At 71.6% G+C, this 17,513-nt stretch carries 14 protein-coding genes; 6 read left to right on the forward strand and 8 right to left on the reverse strand.

Translation table 11 applies throughout. The features are described 5' to 3' along the window. Positions 1-72 precede the first annotated feature (72 nt). On the forward strand, positions 73-966 hold the full coding sequence (locus HAV39_RS22415) for an LLM class F420-dependent oxidoreductase (RefSeq protein ID WP_191841108.1): 894 nt from the start codon (positions 73-75) through the stop codon (positions 964-966). Here HAV39_RS22415 and HAV39_RS22420 read toward each other — a convergent pair. Beyond that, entirely contained in the window at positions 953-1,609 is a 657-nt protein-coding gene (locus HAV39_RS22420; protein ID WP_239120084.1) for an HAD family hydrolase, read from the reverse strand. The two genes, HAV39_RS22415 and HAV39_RS22420, sit on opposite strands and share 14 nt — an antisense overlap. 138 nt (positions 1,610-1,747) lie before the next feature. Between HAV39_RS22420 and HAV39_RS22425 the strand changes: the two genes are divergently transcribed. Then, complete coding sequence (locus HAV39_RS22425) at positions 1,748-2,911, forward strand: ABC transporter substrate-binding protein (RefSeq protein ID WP_191841110.1); 1,164 nt, start codon at positions 1,748-1,750, stop codon at positions 2,909-2,911. Between the two features lie 97 nt (positions 2,912-3,008). Further along, a complete protein-coding gene (locus HAV39_RS22430; protein WP_191841111.1) occupies positions 3,009-4,139 on the forward strand; it encodes a flagellar biosynthesis protein FlhF in 1,131 nt (376 codons plus the stop codon). 59 nt (positions 4,140-4,198) lie between these two features. Here the strand turns inward: HAV39_RS22430 and HAV39_RS22435 are convergent, their stop codons facing one another. The 7 genes from HAV39_RS22435 to HAV39_RS22465 all read right to left on the reverse strand — a co-directional run bounded on the left by HAV39_RS22435 (position 4,199) and on the right by HAV39_RS22465 (position 13,662). Beyond that, a complete protein-coding gene (locus tag HAV39_RS22435) occupies positions 4,199-4,537 on the reverse strand; it encodes a nuclear transport factor 2 family protein (RefSeq protein ID WP_191841112.1) in 339 nt (112 codons plus the stop codon). A 124-nt stretch (positions 4,538-4,661) separates the two neighbouring features. Then, positions 4,662-5,786 carry a YeiH family protein gene (locus tag HAV39_RS22440; protein ID WP_191841113.1) on the reverse strand — a complete coding sequence of 375 codons (1,125 nt, stop codon included), beginning with the start codon at positions 5,784-5,786 and terminating at the stop codon, positions 4,662-4,664. After that, complete coding sequence (locus HAV39_RS22445) at positions 5,786-5,944, reverse strand: hypothetical protein (RefSeq protein WP_191841150.1); 159 nt, start codon at positions 5,942-5,944, stop codon at positions 5,786-5,788. Before HAV39_RS22445 ends, HAV39_RS22440 begins: the two co-directional genes overlap by 1 nt. A gap of 155 nt (positions 5,945-6,099) precedes the next feature. Then, positions 6,100-9,474 (reverse strand): 3-keto-alpha-glucoside-1,2-lyase-like domain-containing protein, encoded by a 3,375-nt coding sequence (locus tag HAV39_RS22450; RefSeq protein WP_191841114.1) that lies wholly within the window; start codon positions 9,472-9,474, stop codon positions 6,100-6,102. 156 nt (positions 9,475-9,630) lie between these two features. Next, on the reverse strand, positions 9,631-10,425 hold the full coding sequence (locus HAV39_RS22455; RefSeq protein ID WP_239121072.1) for an adenosylcobinamide amidohydrolase: 795 nt from the start codon (positions 10,423-10,425) through the stop codon (positions 9,631-9,633). Positions 10,426-10,538: 113 nt separating this feature from the next. Then, positions 10,539-12,737, reverse strand: coding sequence for an MMPL family transporter (locus HAV39_RS22460; protein ID WP_191841116.1), 2,199 nt, complete (start codon positions 12,735-12,737; stop codon positions 10,539-10,541). A 187-nt stretch (positions 12,738-12,924) separates the two neighbouring features. After that, entirely contained in the window at positions 12,925-13,662 is a 738-nt protein-coding gene (locus HAV39_RS22465) for a carbon-nitrogen hydrolase family protein (RefSeq protein ID WP_191841117.1), read from the reverse strand. 247 nt (positions 13,663-13,909) lie between these two features. Here HAV39_RS22465 and HAV39_RS22470 point away from each other — a divergent pair, with 247 nt between their 5' ends. The 3 genes from HAV39_RS22470 to HAV39_RS22480 all read left to right on the forward strand — a co-directional run. After that, positions 13,910-15,313, forward strand: a complete 1,404-nt coding sequence (locus HAV39_RS22470) for a cytochrome ubiquinol oxidase subunit I (RefSeq protein ID WP_191841118.1) — start codon at positions 13,910-13,912, stop codon at positions 15,311-15,313. A gap of 12 nt (positions 15,314-15,325) precedes the next feature. Further along, positions 15,326-16,348 carry a cytochrome d ubiquinol oxidase subunit II gene (gene cydB / locus HAV39_RS22475; protein WP_191841119.1) on the forward strand — a complete coding sequence of 341 codons (1,023 nt, stop codon included), beginning with the start codon at positions 15,326-15,328 and terminating at the stop codon, positions 16,346-16,348. A 162-nt stretch (positions 16,349-16,510) separates the two neighbouring features. Beyond that, the coding region (locus HAV39_RS22480) for a M4 family metallopeptidase (protein ID WP_191841120.1) at positions 16,511-17,513 on the forward strand (1,003 nt) is incomplete at its 3' end.

A 17,513-nucleotide genomic window follows, 5' to 3' on the forward strand; every position in this document is an offset into this window, starting at 1 on the left:
GTGCTTTCGTGCAGGATCGTCGGGTGCCGCGGTGTGGCGGCGGGCCGGGCGGCCGACCGCAGGGAGCTTCGCATGGATCTCGGAGTGCACCTCGTCAGCTTCACGTTCCCCGGCGGGACGGCGGCGATCGGCCCGACCCTCGCGGCGGCCGGGCGGGCGGCCGAGGAGGCCGGGGTGGCCAACCTGTCGGTGATGGACCACTACCTCCAGATGGACGGCATGGACCTGGGCGGCCCGCTCATGCCCATGCTGGAGGGCTACACCACGCTGGGCTTCCTGGCCGCGAGCACCAGCACCGTCACGCTGCAGCTGCTGGTCACCGGCGTGACCTACCGGCACCCGGGCCTGCTCGCGAAGATCGTGACCACGCTGGACGTGCTGTCCGGCGGCCGGGCCGTGCTCGGCATCGGCGCGGCCTGGTACGACCGCGAGCACGCCGCGTACGGGGTGCCGTTCCCGCCGGTCGCCGAGCGGTTCGAGCGGCTGGAGGAGACGCTGCGCATCGTGCGCCAGATGTGGAGCGACGACGACGGCCCCTTCGAAGGGCGGCACTATCAGCTGGCGGAGACGGTCAACTCGCCGCAGGCGCTGTCCGCCCCGCACCCGCCCATCATGATCGGCGGCGGCGGCGAGAAGAAGACGCTGCGCCTGGTCGCCAAGTACGCCGACGCCTGCAACCTGTTCGCCGGGCCGGACAGTGCCCCGGACCAGATCGCGGCGAAGCTCGACGTGCTCAAGCGGCACTGCGAGCGCGAGGGCACCGACTACGACCGCATCCGCAAGACGATCGCCTGGTCGGCCCCGATCACCCCGGACGCGGCCGGTGGGGCCGACCTCGCCGCGTCACTGGAGCCGTACGCGAAGCTGGGCGTCACCCAGGTGCACCTGATGCCGTACACGGCCGAGCCGGTGGCCTTCCTGAACGGCCTCGGCGAGCACGTGGTGGGGCGCCTCAAGCAGCTGTGAAGCCGAGCAGCGGCGGGACCTGGGCCATCGCGGTGACGACGTGCTCGGCCCCGGCGGCGCGCAGCGTGTCCGCCGAGGCCAGCGCGGCGTAGCCGAGCACGGTCATGCCCGCGGCCCGGCCGCCGCGCACCCCGAACGGGCTGTCCTCGATCAAGGCGCAGTCCGCCGGGTCCACCCCGATGCGGTCGGCGGCCAGCAGGAAAAGGTCGGGTTCGGGCTTGCCCCGGGTCACCATCGACGCGCTGTAGCAGTGCTCGCCGAAGTACTCGGCCAGCCCGGTCACCCGCAGCCGGAACGCGATCTCCTGCGGGGTCCCGCTGGACGCCACGCACACCGGCACCGCCGCGTCGCGCAGCAGTTCGAGCAGCTCCCGTACGCCGTCGACGGCTGCCAGCTCGTCGCGCTGGCGGGCCAGCACCTCGCGCTCGTACACGGCGGGCAGGTCGAAGCCGACGGGGCGGCCCAGCTCGCGCTCGACGTCGGCGACGCACTCGACCGTGGCGCGGCCCATGTAGCGCTCGATGCTCTGCGCGAGGGTCGTGGGCAGGCCGGCGCGGGTGACCAGCTCCGCGAAGACCGCGTTGTTGATGATCTCCGAGTCCACCAGCACGCCGTCGCAGTCGAACACCACCGCTTTGATCACCCGTACAGGCTGCCACGGACGAGTGTGCCGCTGCTTCGTGGGTGTGATCGCGGTGTCGCTAAGCGGACAAATCGGATGTAACGCATGCGATGCCGGGCGGATCATTCGCGGCACCGATCGAGCACGCGGAGGTAGACCATGTTCCGTCAGCTGACCCGCAGGTCCGTGATCGCCGCCGGGCTGGGACTCGCCACGGCGCCCCTGCTGCCCGCGGGCCGGTCCGCCGCCGCCGATCCGCCGCTGCGCGTGGGCGTGCTCGTCGCGCGCACCGGCGGCCTCGTCGACCACGGCCGCCAGCAGTTGCTGGGCGTGCAGCGACGGGCCGACGCGCTCAACGGCACGGCCGGGCACGGCGGCGCGCACCCCGCCGCGCAGCTGGAACTGCTGGTCCAGGACGTCGGCGACACCGCCGCGACCGCGCGTGAAGCCGTGTCCCGGCTGCTCGACCGGGGCGTGCATGCCCTCGTCGGACCGCCCGCCGGCTGGCTCGACGACGCGGTCACCGGCACCGCCCAGGCCGCCTGCACCCCGCTCGTGCTCCCGTCCACCGGCCCGGCCCCGGCCTCGCCGTACGCGTTCCGCAGCGCGCCGACCGACGCGCAGGTGCACCGCGCGCTGCTGGCCGCGATGACGGCCGCCGGTCAGCGCACCGCCGGGGTGCTGCGCCTCGACGCGCGCGACAACCCGGCCCTGCGCGAGGCGCTCGCCGCCGAGGCGGCCGGGCAGGCCGCGCGCATCGTGTCCACCGAGACGGTGCCGCTCGACGGCACAGGCCTGGTGGACAAGGTGAAGGCCCTGGTCGCCGCCGCTCCCGAGGCGCTGCTGCTGGACCTGCCGGCACCGCTCGCCGCCGCGGCTGCCGCAGCAGCGAAGACCGCCGCCTGGACCGGCCCGGTCCTGTCCACGCCGGACGCGGCGACGGCGACGTTCCACCAGCTCGCGGGCGAGGCCGCAGCGGGCGTACGGGCCGTGAGCCCGTGGCTGCCGGTGGCGGCCGAGGCCCCGGAGGCGCTGCCGAACTGGTCGAGCGTGCGCCGGTTCGCCGCCGAGCTGGGCACCGCCCCCGCCCCGTCCGCCGGGTACGCCGCCGACGCGACAACCCTGCTGCACCAGGCGTTCCTCGGCCACCGGGACAAGATGGCCGCCCGCGATCAGCTCGAACGCGCCTGCTGCGTAGGCGTCACGGGCGTGTTCAACATGACCGCCGACAACCACGCGGGCCTCGCCGCCGACGCCCTCACCGTGCTCACCTCCCGCGCCGGCGCCTGGACGACCGTGCCACCGGCCCCGACTGGCAGGTAATGGGGCATTTGGACGATTTTGCGAATTCTTGTCCGGTTTACGCCGGTTCTCGGTAGCGTCAGGGCAACCGAACATCCCCGAGCAGTGGAGAGAATCCATGCGCCGCCCTGTGCGACGTGGTCTCTTGTTGCTGACCACGGCTACCGTCCTCGTCCTCGGCTGGCCCGGCGCCAGTGCGCAGGCCGCCGCCTACCTGAGCCACCGCACCACCGTCGACATCTTCCGCGACGCCGGGATCTCGATCTGGTCCAGCGGCAACTGCTCCAACCGCAACAACGCCAGCTGCACGTCGTTCGAGCGCATCCGGCGGTCCACCGTCGACGGCCTGCTCACGCTGCGCAAGGCCAGCAAGTGCGACCTGCGCGTCACCGGCGGCACCGAGACCGGCCACGGCTCCGGCACGTACACCCACTGGAACGGCTGGAAGCTCGACATCAGCAAGTACGACTGCATCGGCCGCTACATCAAGCGGTACTTCCGCTACGTCGGCTACATCAAGGGCTGGGGATACCAGTACAAGGCCCCGTCCGGGAACATCTACACCGACGAGGGCAACCACTGGGACATCCTGTACTACAGCTGCGGCGGCTGCTCCGGCGACGACGACGAGCCGTCGTTCACGCCGTCCCCGTCCCCGTCGCCGTCTGCGAAACCGTCGCCGAGCGCGTCGTCGGCCAAGCCTTCGGCTAGCGCTTCCCCGCCGGCCACGCCTTCGGCCGGTCCGTCGGCGGCCCGCCCGCCGGTCTCCACGCCGCCGTCCACCGGCTCGTCCGCGAGTCCTTCGACGAGCCCGTCGGCATCCGCGAGCGTGTCGCCGTCGGTCAGCCCGTCGGGGTCCGGGAGCCCGTCTCCGTCAGCGGTGGCGGTCGGTCCGTCGGTCTCGCCCGGTCCGTCCGCCTCGGCTCAGCCAGGCCCGTCCGCTTCGGCGCAGGTGCCGCCGTCGGCCGCGCCGCTGGCCTCGCCGTCGGGCACACCGTGGCCGTCAGGCACGCCGTCGCCATCGGCCAGTCCGTCGCCGTCCCTGACTGCCCAGGCGTTCGGCCCGGCGACCGTGCCGGACGCCGCGTCGGCGGGCCAGGCTCAGGTCGAGCCGCCGGTGGCGCTGCCGCCGCCACCGGTCCGTGAGCCGGTGCCGCAGCCGACGAAGCTGCTGCGGGCCGTGGACCCGGAGCCGCGTACGCCGCCCGCGACGATGGATCCCGCCCAGGTGGACGCGCCGCTGGGCTGAGCGGGCAGGTCCCGCCGCGGGTCGACGCCCGCGGCGGGACCGCTTTGCACCGATGCCCGTCAGCCCTTGACGTAGGACAGCTTCTCGGCGATCCGGCCGTCGCGGACCCGGATGACGTCGACGCCGCGGACGTGGCCCGTGCCCCAGTCGTAGCGCCACCGCTGCACCACCAGGTCACCGGCCATGGTCAGCTCCTCGATGTCGAACCGGCCCGAGAGCTGCTCGAACACCGGACGCCACGCTTCCCGGACCTCGTCGCGTCCCTCGTGGCGCCGTCCGTCCGGGGCGGGGTCGGTGCTCTCGAACACCACGTCGGCCGTACACAGGTCGAGCGCGGCTTCGAGGTCGTGGTCGTTCCAGGCGCCGTTGAACGCGTCGACCAGCGCGGGTGTGTCCATGCCTCGACGATAGGGCCGGGTGCGGATCGAGGGCGTGAGGGCGAGCCGCGCGCCGGTGCCGGGTTCCGGACACGGGCCGCGCGCCGGTCCGTCGGCCCGGAACCGGCGCGCGGAGTCGATGCGGTCAGGCGGTGAAACCCGCGAACAGGATCGAGGCCAGCCCGAGGCCGATGGCGAGGTTGGCCAGGGTCGCGCCGCCGAACACGGCGACCGGCCGCCAGCCCGCCTCGCGCAGAGCGCTGACCCGCAACTGCAGGCCGATGCTGACGAAGGCGAGGATCAGGAACCAGGTGCGCAGGTCGTTGACGACGCCGATGTGGGCCTTGGCCTCGGCGGCGCTGACCGTCCCGGCATACCAGGTGCCGATGGCGGAGGCGGCGATGAAGCCGAGCACGAACTTGGGGAAGCGGTCCCACAGCTGGCGCAGGCCGGGGCGCTGCGCGTCGGCGTCCTTCTCCACCTTGAACGCGAAGTACGCGGTCAGCGCGACCGCGACGATGCCGATCAGCGCGTTCTGGGTGGCCTTGACGATGGTGGCGATCTGCAGGGTCTGCTCGCCCGAGATCGCGCCGGCGGCGGTGACCGCGGCGGTCGTGTCGATGTTGCCGCCGATCCAGGCGCCGGCCACGGCGGGGCTGAGCCCGAACACGTCGGCGAGCCACGGCAGCAGGAAGATCGACGGCAGCGCGAAGATGATGACCAGGCTGGCCGCGTACGCGAGCTGCTCGCGTTTGGCCCGCACGGCGCCGGCGGCGGCGATGGCGGCGCTGACGCCGCAGATCGAGACCGCGGCCGACAGCAGGGCGCGCAGTTTCTCGTCGAGGCCGAGCAGGCCGCCGAGATACCACGTGATCAGGAAGACGCTGCTGATCAGCAGCACGGCCTGCAGGACCGCGGGCCCGGCGGCCTTGACGATCAGGCTGAGGTTGATGGACGCGCCGAGCAGCACCAGGCCGGTCTTGATGAAGAACTCGGTGCGCACCGCGTCGGCGATGCGCTCGCGCAGGCCCGCGTAGTAGACGATGACGTTGCCGATGAGGCCGAGCGTGATCGCGTAGATCGGGTATTCGACGGCGGCGGCGAACTTCTCCAGGCTGGTGCCCTTGGCCGCGGCGGGGACGGTGTCCTCGAGGAACCGGGCCACGGAACCGAGGACGAGCACGATGAGCACGCCGGCCACGAGCCACGGCCAGGTGCGGGCGGGGCGCTGCGCGGGCGGCGCGACGAGGTCCTCTTCGGTGGCGACCATCACGGCACCAGGCCCGTCGGGATGACGCCGGTCAGCACGAGGGCGACCAGGAGCAGGCCGACGGCGGTGGCCAGCCAGTCCTCGTTCAGGGCGAAGCGCTGCGCGCGGGCGACGGTGGGGGGTTCGGCGGCGGTCGGCGGCGGGGTCGGGTCACTCATGGCGTACGCCTTTCGGGGCGGGAGGTGGCGACGCCGTCGATTCTATACAAGACCGGTAGGATTAGTCGAGATTAGATTTCCTGCCTGGTCACAAGGCTGCGCCCCTGCTGTTGTAGCAGCAGGGGCGCAGCATTCGTTCGATTTGCGGGGTGTGGCTACAGCGGTTCGAGCCAGATGTTGCGGAACCGCGGGTTCGCGCCCGCGTCCCCGTGGTCCTGCAACCGGAGCGGTCCGCCCGCCGCGCCTTCCGGCGCACCGGCCCCGGTCGGCCCGTTGATCGTGATGTCGTTGTGCACCACGAACCCGTTCCACACGATGGTGACCCGGGCGTCGGCCGTCTTGTTGCCGGAACCGTCGAAACGGGCCGCCTTGAACACCACGTCGTAGGACTGCCAGGTCTCCGGCGCGCCCGCCGCGTTCACCGTGGCGGCGGCCTTGGTGTAGATCGAGCCCGCCTCGGTGTTGTCGAGCGCCGTGTCGCCGTAGGAGTCCAGCACCTGGAGCTCGTACCGGTCCTGCAGGTAGATGCCGCTGTTGCCGCGCTGCTGCCCGGTGACGTCGGCCGGGTAGAGCGGCTCGTACCACTCCACGTGCAGCTTGAAGTCGCCGAACGCCTGCCGGGAGCGGATGTCGCCGCCCAGCGACTCCAGCGAGCCGCCGGAGAACGGCCACGTCGCCGCGCCGCCGCTGGAGTTCTGCCACGAGGCCACGTCGTCGCCGTCGAACAGCTGGATGCGCTGCCCGCTGCCGGCCGCCGCCCAGCGCTGGCTGAGCACCCCGGCAGCCTGCCAGATGTGCAGCTGGGTGCCGTCGGCGGAGCTGCCGGACAGCGCGTCGAGCACCTTGCCCGACTGCGGGTTGAGGATCGTGCCGTCCGGCTGCGGCTGCCAGACCTGCGAGCCGGTGCCGTTGCAGGTCCACAGCTGCACCTTGGTGCCGTTGGCGGTGCCCGCGTTGTCGACGTCCAGGCACTTGCCGAGCGCCTGGTAGGTGCTGCCGACCCGGCTCCAGCGCTGCGCGTTGCTGCCGTTGCAGGTCCACAGCTGGATCTTCGTGCCGTTGGCGGTGCCCGCGTTGTCCACGTCGACGCACTTGCCGCCGATGCCGACGATCGCCCCGGCCCCGCCGGTCAGCGTCAGCGCGTCGAGGTTGACGTGCCCGGTGTCGCCGCTGTCGTATTTGAACGCGATGGTGTTGGCGCCCGCGTTGAGCACGACGCTCTCGGTGATCGTCGACCAGGTGTCCCAGTTGCCGGTGTTGCCCAGGGTGACCTGCCGCTGCTTGACGCCGTTGACATACAGGCTGACCGTCTTCGGGCCCACGAACGGGTTCGGGCCGTTGCTGAAGCGCAGCGCCGCCTGGTAGGTCCCGGCCGTGCCCGCGGTGACCGTGAAGGTGGTGGCCGCGCCCAGCGTGTCGTATCCGGCGACGAAGCCGGTGCCCGTGTAGCCGGTGTGGTCGGTGGCCACCGTCGCGCCGCCGCTGCGGGCCGCCGACTCGGCCTGGTAGATCCCGTCCGACGGGGGCGGGGTCTGGCCGGGGATGGCGTTGAGGGTGTACCAGGCCTCGGTGCTCCACAGCGACGCGCCGGTGCTGGAGGTGAACGGGCGCGGCGAGCGGATGTGCACCACGCGCCCGGCCAGCCGGCCGTCGACCGCCAGGGTCACCTTCCTGCCGTCGGCGGACATGGTGGCCGAGGTGACGGTCAGGTTCTGCTCGTCGAGCTTCGGGCCGCCGTAGTCGGCGGTGGCCTGGTAGCGCCACTGCTTGAGCTTGTACGCCGAGGCCAGGCTCGCCGCCGTCGCCGCCGACAGGGGCTGGGTGTACTCGATCTCGAATCCGGCCCCGGTGGCCCGCACGGCCAGGATGTCGAACACCGACGTGCCGTTCGGGGTGAGCTTCTGCAGGCCGTAGGTCAGCTTGCCGGACTGGCCCCAGTTGCCGCCCGCGCCGAGCCCGCCGAGGTAGATCGCCCCGTCCGGCCCGATGTTGACCTCGGAGACACCCGCCTCCAGGCCCTGCGTCATCCGGAACAGCGCGCCCTGGTACTCCCCGTTGACCTTCTCCACGAACGCGCGCTGCAGACCGCCGTAGGTCACGTCGCCGATCACGAACTGCCCGGCGTACGTGCCGCTGGGCAGCAGGATCGGGGTGCTCGGCGAGTTGGCGATCTCGTTCTGCGGCATCCACAGCACCGGCGGGGTCACCGGCGCGGTGTCGAAGGGGCCCGCCGGGGTGGTGTAGTGGTTGAAGAACCGGCCCTGCTTGATGTGCAGCAGCTTCGACGAGGGCAGCCAGCCGCCCTGGTTGTCGGTGACGAAGATGCCGTTCTCCGGACCCCAGCCGATGCCGTGCGGGGTGCGCAGACCACCGGCGATGTAGGACACCGCACCGGTCGTCCGGTTCACCTTGATCGCGGTGCCCCGGTTGCTCGCGGGCTGCGGGACGGTGGTCGCGCCGCCGTAGTTGATGGACACCGACAGGTTCAGGTAGAAGAAGCCGTCCTGGTACAGCAGGCCGAACGCGAACTCGTGGAAGTTCCCGCCCCAGGGCCAGGTCGCGATCGTGTTGTACTGGTCGGCGACGTCGTCGCCGTTGGTGTCGAGCAGCTGCGTCAGCCGCTGCTTCTCGGTGACGTAGACGACCCCGTCGACCACCTTGAGGCCCATCGGCTCCTTGAGATTGCCGGCGATCTTCTTCGTGGTCACGTTGCCGGGGCTGGTCGCCCCGCCGGTGTTGCCCAGCACGTAGACCTCACCGGCCTGGGACGTGCCGGACTGGTCGTCGCCGCCCCAGGTGCAGATCACCAGGCGGCCGTCGGGCAGCCAGTCCATGCCGGTCACCTTCGGCTGGAACGTGCCCGGCCGCAGGTTGGTCAGCGTGTATCCGGGGTGCACGCCGGTCAGCGGCAGGCCGTCGCCCGGGGAGTCGGCCACGCCCTCGCACTCCTTGCGGCCCGGCGCGGTCACCCGCACCACGCCCGCGTCGGTGCTCAGCGCCGAGTTCGGCACCAGCGTGAACGCCGACGAGCCGGGGGTGCGCCACTCCAGGGTGAGCTGCTGGCCGCCGGTGCGCTCGAAGTAGTCGATGCGCAGCGCGTGGTAGCCCGTGGTGAGGCTGACCGTGCCTTCCATGGCGGTCGCGCCGTGCAGGCCGTCGTGGTTGACCACCATCGCGCCGTCGATCATCAGCTCGGAGCCGTCGTCGCTGGTGAGCCGGAAGGTGTACGAGCCGGCGGTGGTGATGTTGACGTTGCCGAGCACCTGGGCGAGGAACAGGTCCTCGAACCCGAAGTCGGCGGCGGCGGTCCAGTTGACCGTCGGCATCAGCTTGTCGACGTTGGGCGTCTGGCCCGGCTTGAGGACGCAGATCTCGTTGAGCGGCACCTGGAGGTCGAACACGCGCAGGGTGACGCCGGGTTCCTGGGTGGGGATCGCGGCGGCGGGCGCGGCCCACACCCCGCCCGCGAGGGCGAGCGCCAGGGAGACCAGCACGGGACCGCGCATTCGGCGTAGCAGTCGTCTGCCCATCGTTGCTCCTGGGAGAGGGGAGGTGGCCGTGCACGGGTGGTCATCGACGCCGACGATTAACACGCCCGTTACATCGGAGGGTGGATCGAGACATTAGACGCTTTCGATCGCGCTGTCCATATCTTTCGATCAATGCTCCAAAAGTTCTTGCCGTCTCTACGAAAGTCGGCGGGCGCGGTAGCGCAGCGCCGCCTCCCATGTGGCCGTATGCACTGCTCGGGCCAGGCGCGACCCCCATTCCGAACGCGGCCCGGCGAACAGGACCTCCTGGCCCGCGTCCCGGGCGGCGACGCACACCGCGTCGGTGGGGGTGCCCGAGGCGTCGAAGCCGGCGTCCAGCAGCGCCTGCACCTTCGCCTCGGTGGCGGTGGCCACCGCGTTGACCATCGCGCCGGGCGACAGCGCCACCGGCAACGCGATGACGATGTTGACCGTGCCCGGCACCGGGGCGGCCCGTCCCGGCGCGGCTTTCGCAGGGACCGCCGCCGCCGGACCGGCCTCGGGCCCGGTCACCGCAGCCGCGGGGTCGGTCGCGAGCGCGGTATCCGCCGCCGTGGTCCAGGCCGCGCCTCGTGCGGGTGCGGCGGGGTCTGCGGCCCAGCCGCACACGCCGATTCCCGCCGTGACCAGCGCCTCGACGCCGCCGTCGACGGCGAAGGCCCCCTCGGCCACGCGGGCGGCGGTCATCAGGCCGACGCCGCGCCCGGTCATGCCGTGCCGCTGTGCGATCTCGGCCAGGTGCCGGTCCGGGTCCAGCCGGGTGTACCCGTGTCCAACCTGGGCATTGAGCACCCAGGCCCGCGGTCCCAGGCCGCCGCCGAGGACGGCGCTGGAGATCATCTGCCAGCCGTCACCGGCCCGCCACAGCAGCGCGGGCATGCTGCCCGAGGCGTCCTCGTGGTGGACCAGCAGGGCACGCAGCAGCACGGCATCGGGATGGGGGATCGGCACACGGCACCCTAACGCGCCCGTTCGCGCCTCCCCGGCGGAGGCGATTTGCATAGACGCTGGCCTATCTGGTCGACTTTGATCTATAAATAATCGATCAGATAGGCCAGCGTCTATCAGGGGCGTGGTGTGCGCACGGCGGCGGCCGATGACGCCTTCGCGGGGCGTTCGCGGCGCGGGCGTGGCAGGTCCGGCGGGGCCGGTGCGGGTGCGGGCGGCAGCGCGGTGCCTCGGGCGGGCCACCAGTTGGCGCGGCCGAGCAGGGACATCGCGGCGGGCAGGAGCAGGCCGCGGACCACGGTGACGTCGAGCAGGACCGCGACGGCCATGCCGACGCCGATCTCCTTGACCGCGACCAGCTCACCCAGCGCGAAGCCGAGGAAGACGATGCCGATCGACACCGCCGCGGCGGTGACCACCGGGCCGGTGGTGGTGATCCCGGCCAGCACGGCGCGGTCGTTGGCGGCGCGGTCGTCGCCGGTGCGGCGGGCCCACTCCTCCCGGATCCGGGCGAGCAGGAACACCTCGTAGTCCATGGACAGGCCGAAGACGAACACGAACAGCAGCAGCGGTGTGGTCAGGTCCAGCGCGCCCCACGGGGTGAAGCCGAGCAGACCCGAGCCCCAGCCCCACTGGAACACCGCCACCAGCACGCCGAGCGTGGCCAGCATGGTCAGCAGGTTCATCAGCAGCGCCTTCACCGGCACCACCAGCGAGCCGGTGAGCAGGAACAGCAGCAGCGCCGTCGCGACCACGACGACGGCCAGCGCGACGGGCAGCCGGTCGGCGGTGGCGTCCTTCGCGTCGACGAGCTGCGCGGCGGGTCCCGCCACCAGCACCGGGACCGAGGTCTCCAGCGCACGCAGGTCGCGGACGAACTGCTGGGCGTGCTCGTCCGCGGCCGGGCCCGGTCGCTCCACCTCGGCGATGACGGCCTGCGGCGGCACGTTCTCACGCAGGTCCACATCGGTCACCCCCGGCAGGGCGCGAATCCTGGCCAACAGCGACTGCACCGCCGCGTCCCCGGCCGCCGCCTCGATCACCACGGGCACCGGCTGCGGGTACTTCGCGGCGAAGTGGTGCTCGTACGCCTCGTACGCCTGCCGGGCCTCGCTGCTCGCGGGCAGCGCGCGGGCGTCGGAGTCGGCGAGGTTGACGTGCAGCAGCGGCACGCTCAGGGTGAGCAGGGCCGCGGTCACCGCGAGCGCCACCGCGGCGGGTCGGCGCTGCGCGAACGCCGCCGACCGGGCCAGCATCCCGGGGCCGCGCCGCACGGGACGCCGCCAGACCCAGGTCCGGGTCCCCGGCGCGGGGATGCGCCGGTGCGCGACCGCGATCAGCGCGGGCACCAGGGTCAGGCCGGTCGCCGTGGCCAGCAGGACCACCAGCGCGCCGCCCAGCGCCATCGCGGCCAGCAGCGGGTCGGCGAAGACGAACAGGCCGGACAGCGCGGCGCCCACGGCCAGCCCGGAGACCAGCACCGCCCGCCCGGCGGTGGCCACCGTCCGGGCCAGCAGGTCCGGGATCGGCGCGCGGGGGTCGGCGGCGCGTTCCTCACGGAAGCGGGCGACGATCAGCAGGCTGTAGTCGACGGCCAGGCCCAGACCGAGCAGGGTGACCACGTTGACGGTGTAGTCGCTGACGCCGATCGCGCCCGCCAGTCCGGTCAGTGCCAGCAGGGTGCCGGCGACCGTGGCCAGCGCCGCGCCGATCGGCAGGCTGCCCGCGGCCAGCCCGCCCAGCATCACCACCAGCGCACCGCACAGCACGATCAGCGCGACTGACTCGCCGAGGGCGGCGTCCGCGACGGCCTGGTCGCCGAAGTCGCGTTCGGCCAGCAGTTTCCCGCCGACCAGCACCTGCGGCACGGCCACCCGGTGCAGCGCCGCGCTGACCCGGTCGGCGACGGCGAGCGCGTCGTCGTCGCTCAACCGCGGTGACAGCTCGACGACGACCAGCGAGCTCTCGCTGTCGGCCGTGATCTGCGCCGAGCCCGCGGTCCACGGGTCGGTGACCTTGACGACGCCGGGGATCGCCCGGATCTCGAACATGATCTGGGTGGCCTGGTTGACGAGGTCGGTGGCGAAGAAGTTCCGCCCGGACAGCACCGCGACCAGCTGCTCGCCGGTCGGCGTCAACGCGTCGAGGCGCGCCTGCGCGGCGGTCGACGGCGCGTCCGGGCGCAGGTCGTCCAGGGGCTGGGTCCGGTCGTAGACCGTGCCGCCGAAGACCGCCCCGCACAGGGCGATCCCGGCCCAGCCCGCGATGACGGCGTACCGCCCCCGGGCGGCGATCCGACCGAGCCGTGCGAGCATCGCGTCCTCCCGGGGTGACCATGCCGATCTTTCGATCGCCGACGCCATGAAATACCGCCGACCGTCCGAACGCAACAGCCGTCGTGCGCCCCTGTTCACCGCGGCCACCCGTTGGTACGTTCTCGCGCATGTCGATCACCCGCGCGCTGCGCGCGCTGACCGCACCGGCTGACCGACGCCGGACGGATCATCGGATCGTGGCCGTCACCATGCCCGTCGTGCCGAGCGGGACCTGCGCGAGCACCTCGCCGGCCGGGCTCAGCACGCTCGTCGGGCCGTAGCCGACCCGCTGCTCGTCGCGCTCGCCGGTGACGTCGGCGGAGACCAGCCACATCCTCGTCTCCCGCGCCCGCTCGGCCCTGATCCGGTGGTGGCGGTCGCGCCACTCGTCGGCGGCGGGCCGTCGCATCATGTTCTGCGCGGGCACCAGCAGCACCCGCGCGCCCTGCCCGGCGACCGCCGCGGCGGCCTCGGGGAACCGGGTGTCGTAGCAGATGTTGATGCCGAACCGGACGCCGTTGCGGACGAACGTCGGACACGAGCCGCCGGACGTGAAGTAATGCTCGCCGCCGGTCAGGTGCGTCTTGCGGTAGATCCCGGTCAATTCGCCGCCGGTGACCACGACCGCCGAGTTGTACAGGTCGTCGCCGTCGGCCTCGATCATGCCGAAGACCAGTGTCTGCCGGATAGGGCGCAGCCGTCGCAGCACCGCGGCGAACCCGGCCGAGCCGAGGCTCAGCGCGTGGGCGTTCAGGTGCGCGGGCTCCACCAGGTAGCCCTGCAGGAAGCCCTCGGGGAACAGCAGCAGGTCGAGGTCGTGGGCCTCGTCCCGCGCGGCGAATCCGGCCATGCAGGCGATCGCGGCGTCGACGTCGCCCAGCAGTTCTGGCGTCTGACAGGCGCCCACCTTCAACACTGCGCGCATCCCAGGAGCGTATGGGGGAGCCAGGAGAAGGCCGCGGCGAGCGCGCCGGCAGGGCCGCTTTCAGAGCACCGGGAATCAATGGCCGACGGCTCCGGCACAGACGTCTCGAAATGGCTTGTCCGGCGGAGCGAGCCGGACAGTGACGTACGAGCGTGACACAGCTCGCATTGGGGGGAGACGGCGTCATTCAGCTCATATACAGGGAGCACGCTGCTGTCAGTAGCCTCGCACAGGCAGGAGTCCCGGCATGGACGTGACTGATCTGGCCCGCTGGCAGTTCGGTGTCACCACCGTCTACCACTTCCTTTTCGTGCCGCTCACCATCGGCCTGGTGTTCATGGTGGCCGCCTTCGAGACGGCCTGGGTACGCACCGGCAACGAGAAGTGGCTGAAGCTCACCAAGTTCTACGGCAAGCTGTTCCTGATCAATTTCGCGATGGGCCTCGTCACGGGCATCGTGCAGGAATTCCAGTTCGGCATGAACTGGAGCGAGTACTCGCGGTTCGTCGGCGACGTGTTCGGCGCGCCACTGGCCATGGAGGCGCTGGTCGCGTTCTTCCTGGAGTCGACGTTCCTCGGCCTGTGGATCTTCGGCTGGGACCGGTTGCCGAAGCGCATCCACGCCGCCTGCATCTGGGTCGTCGCGGTCGGCACCGTGCTCAGCGCGTACTTCATCCTGGCCGCGAACTCCTGGATGCAGAACCCGGTCGGCTACCGGATCAACCCGGACACCGGGCGCGCCGAGCTGACCGACATCGTGGCCGTGCTGACCAACAAGGTCGCGCTGATCACCGTGCCGCACACCGTCGCGGGTTGCTTCCTGGTCGCGGGCGGACTGGTCACCGCGGTCGCGGTGTGGCACCTGGTGCGCCGCCCGGGGAGCGACACCGGCGCGTACCGCAGCGCCGTGAAGATCGGCGCGTGGACCACCCTGGTGGCGATGGGCGCGATGCTGCTCACCGGCGACATCCAGGGCAAGATCATGACCGAGGTGCAGCCGATGAAGATGGCCGCCGCCGAGGCGCTGTACGAATCCGAGCAGCCCGCGCCGTTCTCCGCGTTCACCGTCGGCACGCTCGACGGCAGCCGGCCGGTCTGGTCGGTGGAGATCCCCGGCCTGCTGTCGTTCCTGGGCACCGGCAGCTTCGACGGCCGCGTCGAGGGCATCAACGACCTGCAGGCCGAGTACGAGCAGAGGTACGGGCCGGGTGACTACAAGCCGAACATCCCGCTCACCTACTGGACGTTCCGCCTCATGATCGGCCTGGGTTCGGCCGCCGCGCTGCTGGCGCTGTGGGCGCTGTGGGCCATCCGGCGCGGGCGTACGCCCAGCTCGAAGTGGCTGGTGCGGGCGCTGCCCCTGCTGCCGCTGCTGCCACTGGTGGCGAACTCGACGGGCTGGATCTTCACCGAGATGGGCCGCCAGCCGTGGGTGGTGTTCGGCGAGATGAAGACGGCCGCCGCCAACTCGCCCAACGTCGGCGCGGCCGAGCTGATCACCTCGCTGGCGGTCTTCACCCTGCTCTACGGGGCGCTGGCCTTCATCGAGGTGCGGCTGCTGCTGAAGTACGCCCGCGCCGGGCTGCCCGACGTGACCCCGCCACCCGTGAGCGAGTCCGAAGAGGACCGCCCGCTGGCCTTCGCGTACTAGGAGAGGTGCGCCATGGAACTGTCCACCCTGTGGTTCCTGCTGATCGCGGGACTGTTCGTCGGCTACTTCGTGCTGGAGGGCTTCGACTTCGGCGTCGGCATGCTGGTGCCCGTGCTCGGCCGCGACGACCGCGAGCGCCGCGTGGTGATCAACACGATCGGCCCCCTGTGGGACGGCAACGAGGTGTGGCTGATCACCGCGGGCGGGGCGATGTTCGCCGCCTTCCCCGAGTGGTACGCCACCCTGTTCTCCGGGTTCTACCTGCCGCTGCTGCTGATCCTGCTGGCGCTGATCCTGCGCGGGGTGGCCTTCGACTTCCGCGGCAAGCGCCCGGAGGCGGCCTGGCGGCGGCGCTGGGACTGGTGCATCGTGTTCGGCTCGGCGGTGCCCGCGTTCGTGTGGGGTCTCGTGTTCGCCAACGTGGTGCGCGGCATCCCCTTGAATGCCGGGCACGACCACGTCGGCAGCGTGCTCGACCTGCTGAACCCGTACGCGCTGCTGGGCGGGGCGACCATGGTCGCCCTGTTCCTCACCCACGGCGCGATCTTCATCGCGCTGAAGACCAGCGGTGACATCCGGCAGCGGGCGAACCGGCTGGCGGGCCGGGCCGGGCTGGGCGCGGCCGCGCTGGCGGTGCTGTTCCTCGGACTGACGCTGGCCCACCGGGGCGGCACGGCGGCGGTGACGCTGTCCGTGCTCGCGGCGCTGTGCCTGGTCGGAGGCCTGGTCGCGAACCGGATGCGGTCGCGCACCGAGCCGGACGGCCGCCGCGAGGGCTGGGCGTTCGCGGGCACCGCGGCGGCGATCGCGCTGGCCGTGGCGTCGCTCTTCGCGGGGTTGCACCCGTTCGTGCTGCCGTCGACCGTCGAGCCCGCCGTCAACAGTCTGACCGTGCTCAACGCGGCGTCGTCGGCGTACACCCTGAAGATCATGTCCTGGGTGGCCGTGGTGTTCGCGCCGATCGTGGTGCTCTACCAGGGCTGGACCTACTGGGTGTTCCGCAAGCGCATCGGCACACAGAACATTCCGGAGTGACCGGACGGGTCGAATGTGTGACGGCTGGGGCGGCAAGCGCGCGCGAGTATGTCACACATGAATCCGCATACTCAAGTCTTTCTATGTAAGGGGGTAACAGGGTATCCATAGGGAACTCGTGGCTACCGCCACGAGAACTTTGTGGAGAGTCGGGGAGGACTCGTGAGGAAGATCCTCGCCACTGCCGGCGTGGCCGTCACCGCGGTCGCGTTCGTGGCAGTGTCAGCAACCTCGGGCGCGGCAGCGCCCGACACGGCCGCGGCAGCGCGCGCCGCGTCCGTCGGCGCCAATGCCGCGGACATCCGCTCGTCGGCGTCGGACGGTTACACCGTCGACCGCGTCCGCCAGGACGCCAGCGGCGCCACCCACACCAAGTACGTCCGCACCTACCAGGGTCTGCGGGTGTACGGCGGCGACTTCGTGGTGCACACCAAGGCCGGCGGCGCCTACGCCGGCGTGTCCAACGGCCTGATCGCGCCCATCTCCGTGGCGACCACCCCGAAGGTCACCGCGGCGAAGGCGCTGGAGACGGCCAAGGCCAACTTCTCCGGGACCATCACCGCCGAGCGCGGCTCGGAGCTGTTCGTCGACGCCAGCACCGGTCAGGGCCGCCTGGCCTGGGAGACCACGCTGCACGGGTGGCTGGCCGACGGCCAGACCCCGTCCAAGCTGCACGTCGTCACCGACGCGCAGACCGGTGCGCTCATCGGCTCGTTCGACGAGATCGAGACGGTCACCGGCACCGGCAACGGCATCTACACGGGCAACGTCAGCATCGACACGACGCTGTCGGGCTCGACGTACCAGATGATCGACCCGGTGCGCGGCAACGGCCGCACCTGCGACATGAACAACGGCACGTCGACCTGTACGACGTTCACCGACGCGGACAACGCGTGGGGCACCGGGGCCAACTCCAACCGGCAGTCCGCCGGTGTGGACGCGCACTTCGGCGCGGCCAAGACGTTCGACTACTTCAAGAACATCCACGGCCGCAACGGCATCTTCGGCAACGGCTCGGGCGTGCCCAGCCGGGTCCACTACGGCAACGCGTACGTCAACGCGTTCTGGGACGGCGCGCAGATGACCTACGGCGACGGCTCGGGCAACAGCCGCCCGCTCGTGTCGCTGGACGTCGCGGGCCACGAGATGAGCCACGGCGTCA

The organism is Catellatospora chokoriensis (assembly GCF_011297315.1).
In the GTDB taxonomy this organism is placed as follows: domain Bacteria; phylum Actinomycetota; class Actinomycetes; order Mycobacteriales; family Micromonosporaceae; genus Catellatospora; species Catellatospora citrea.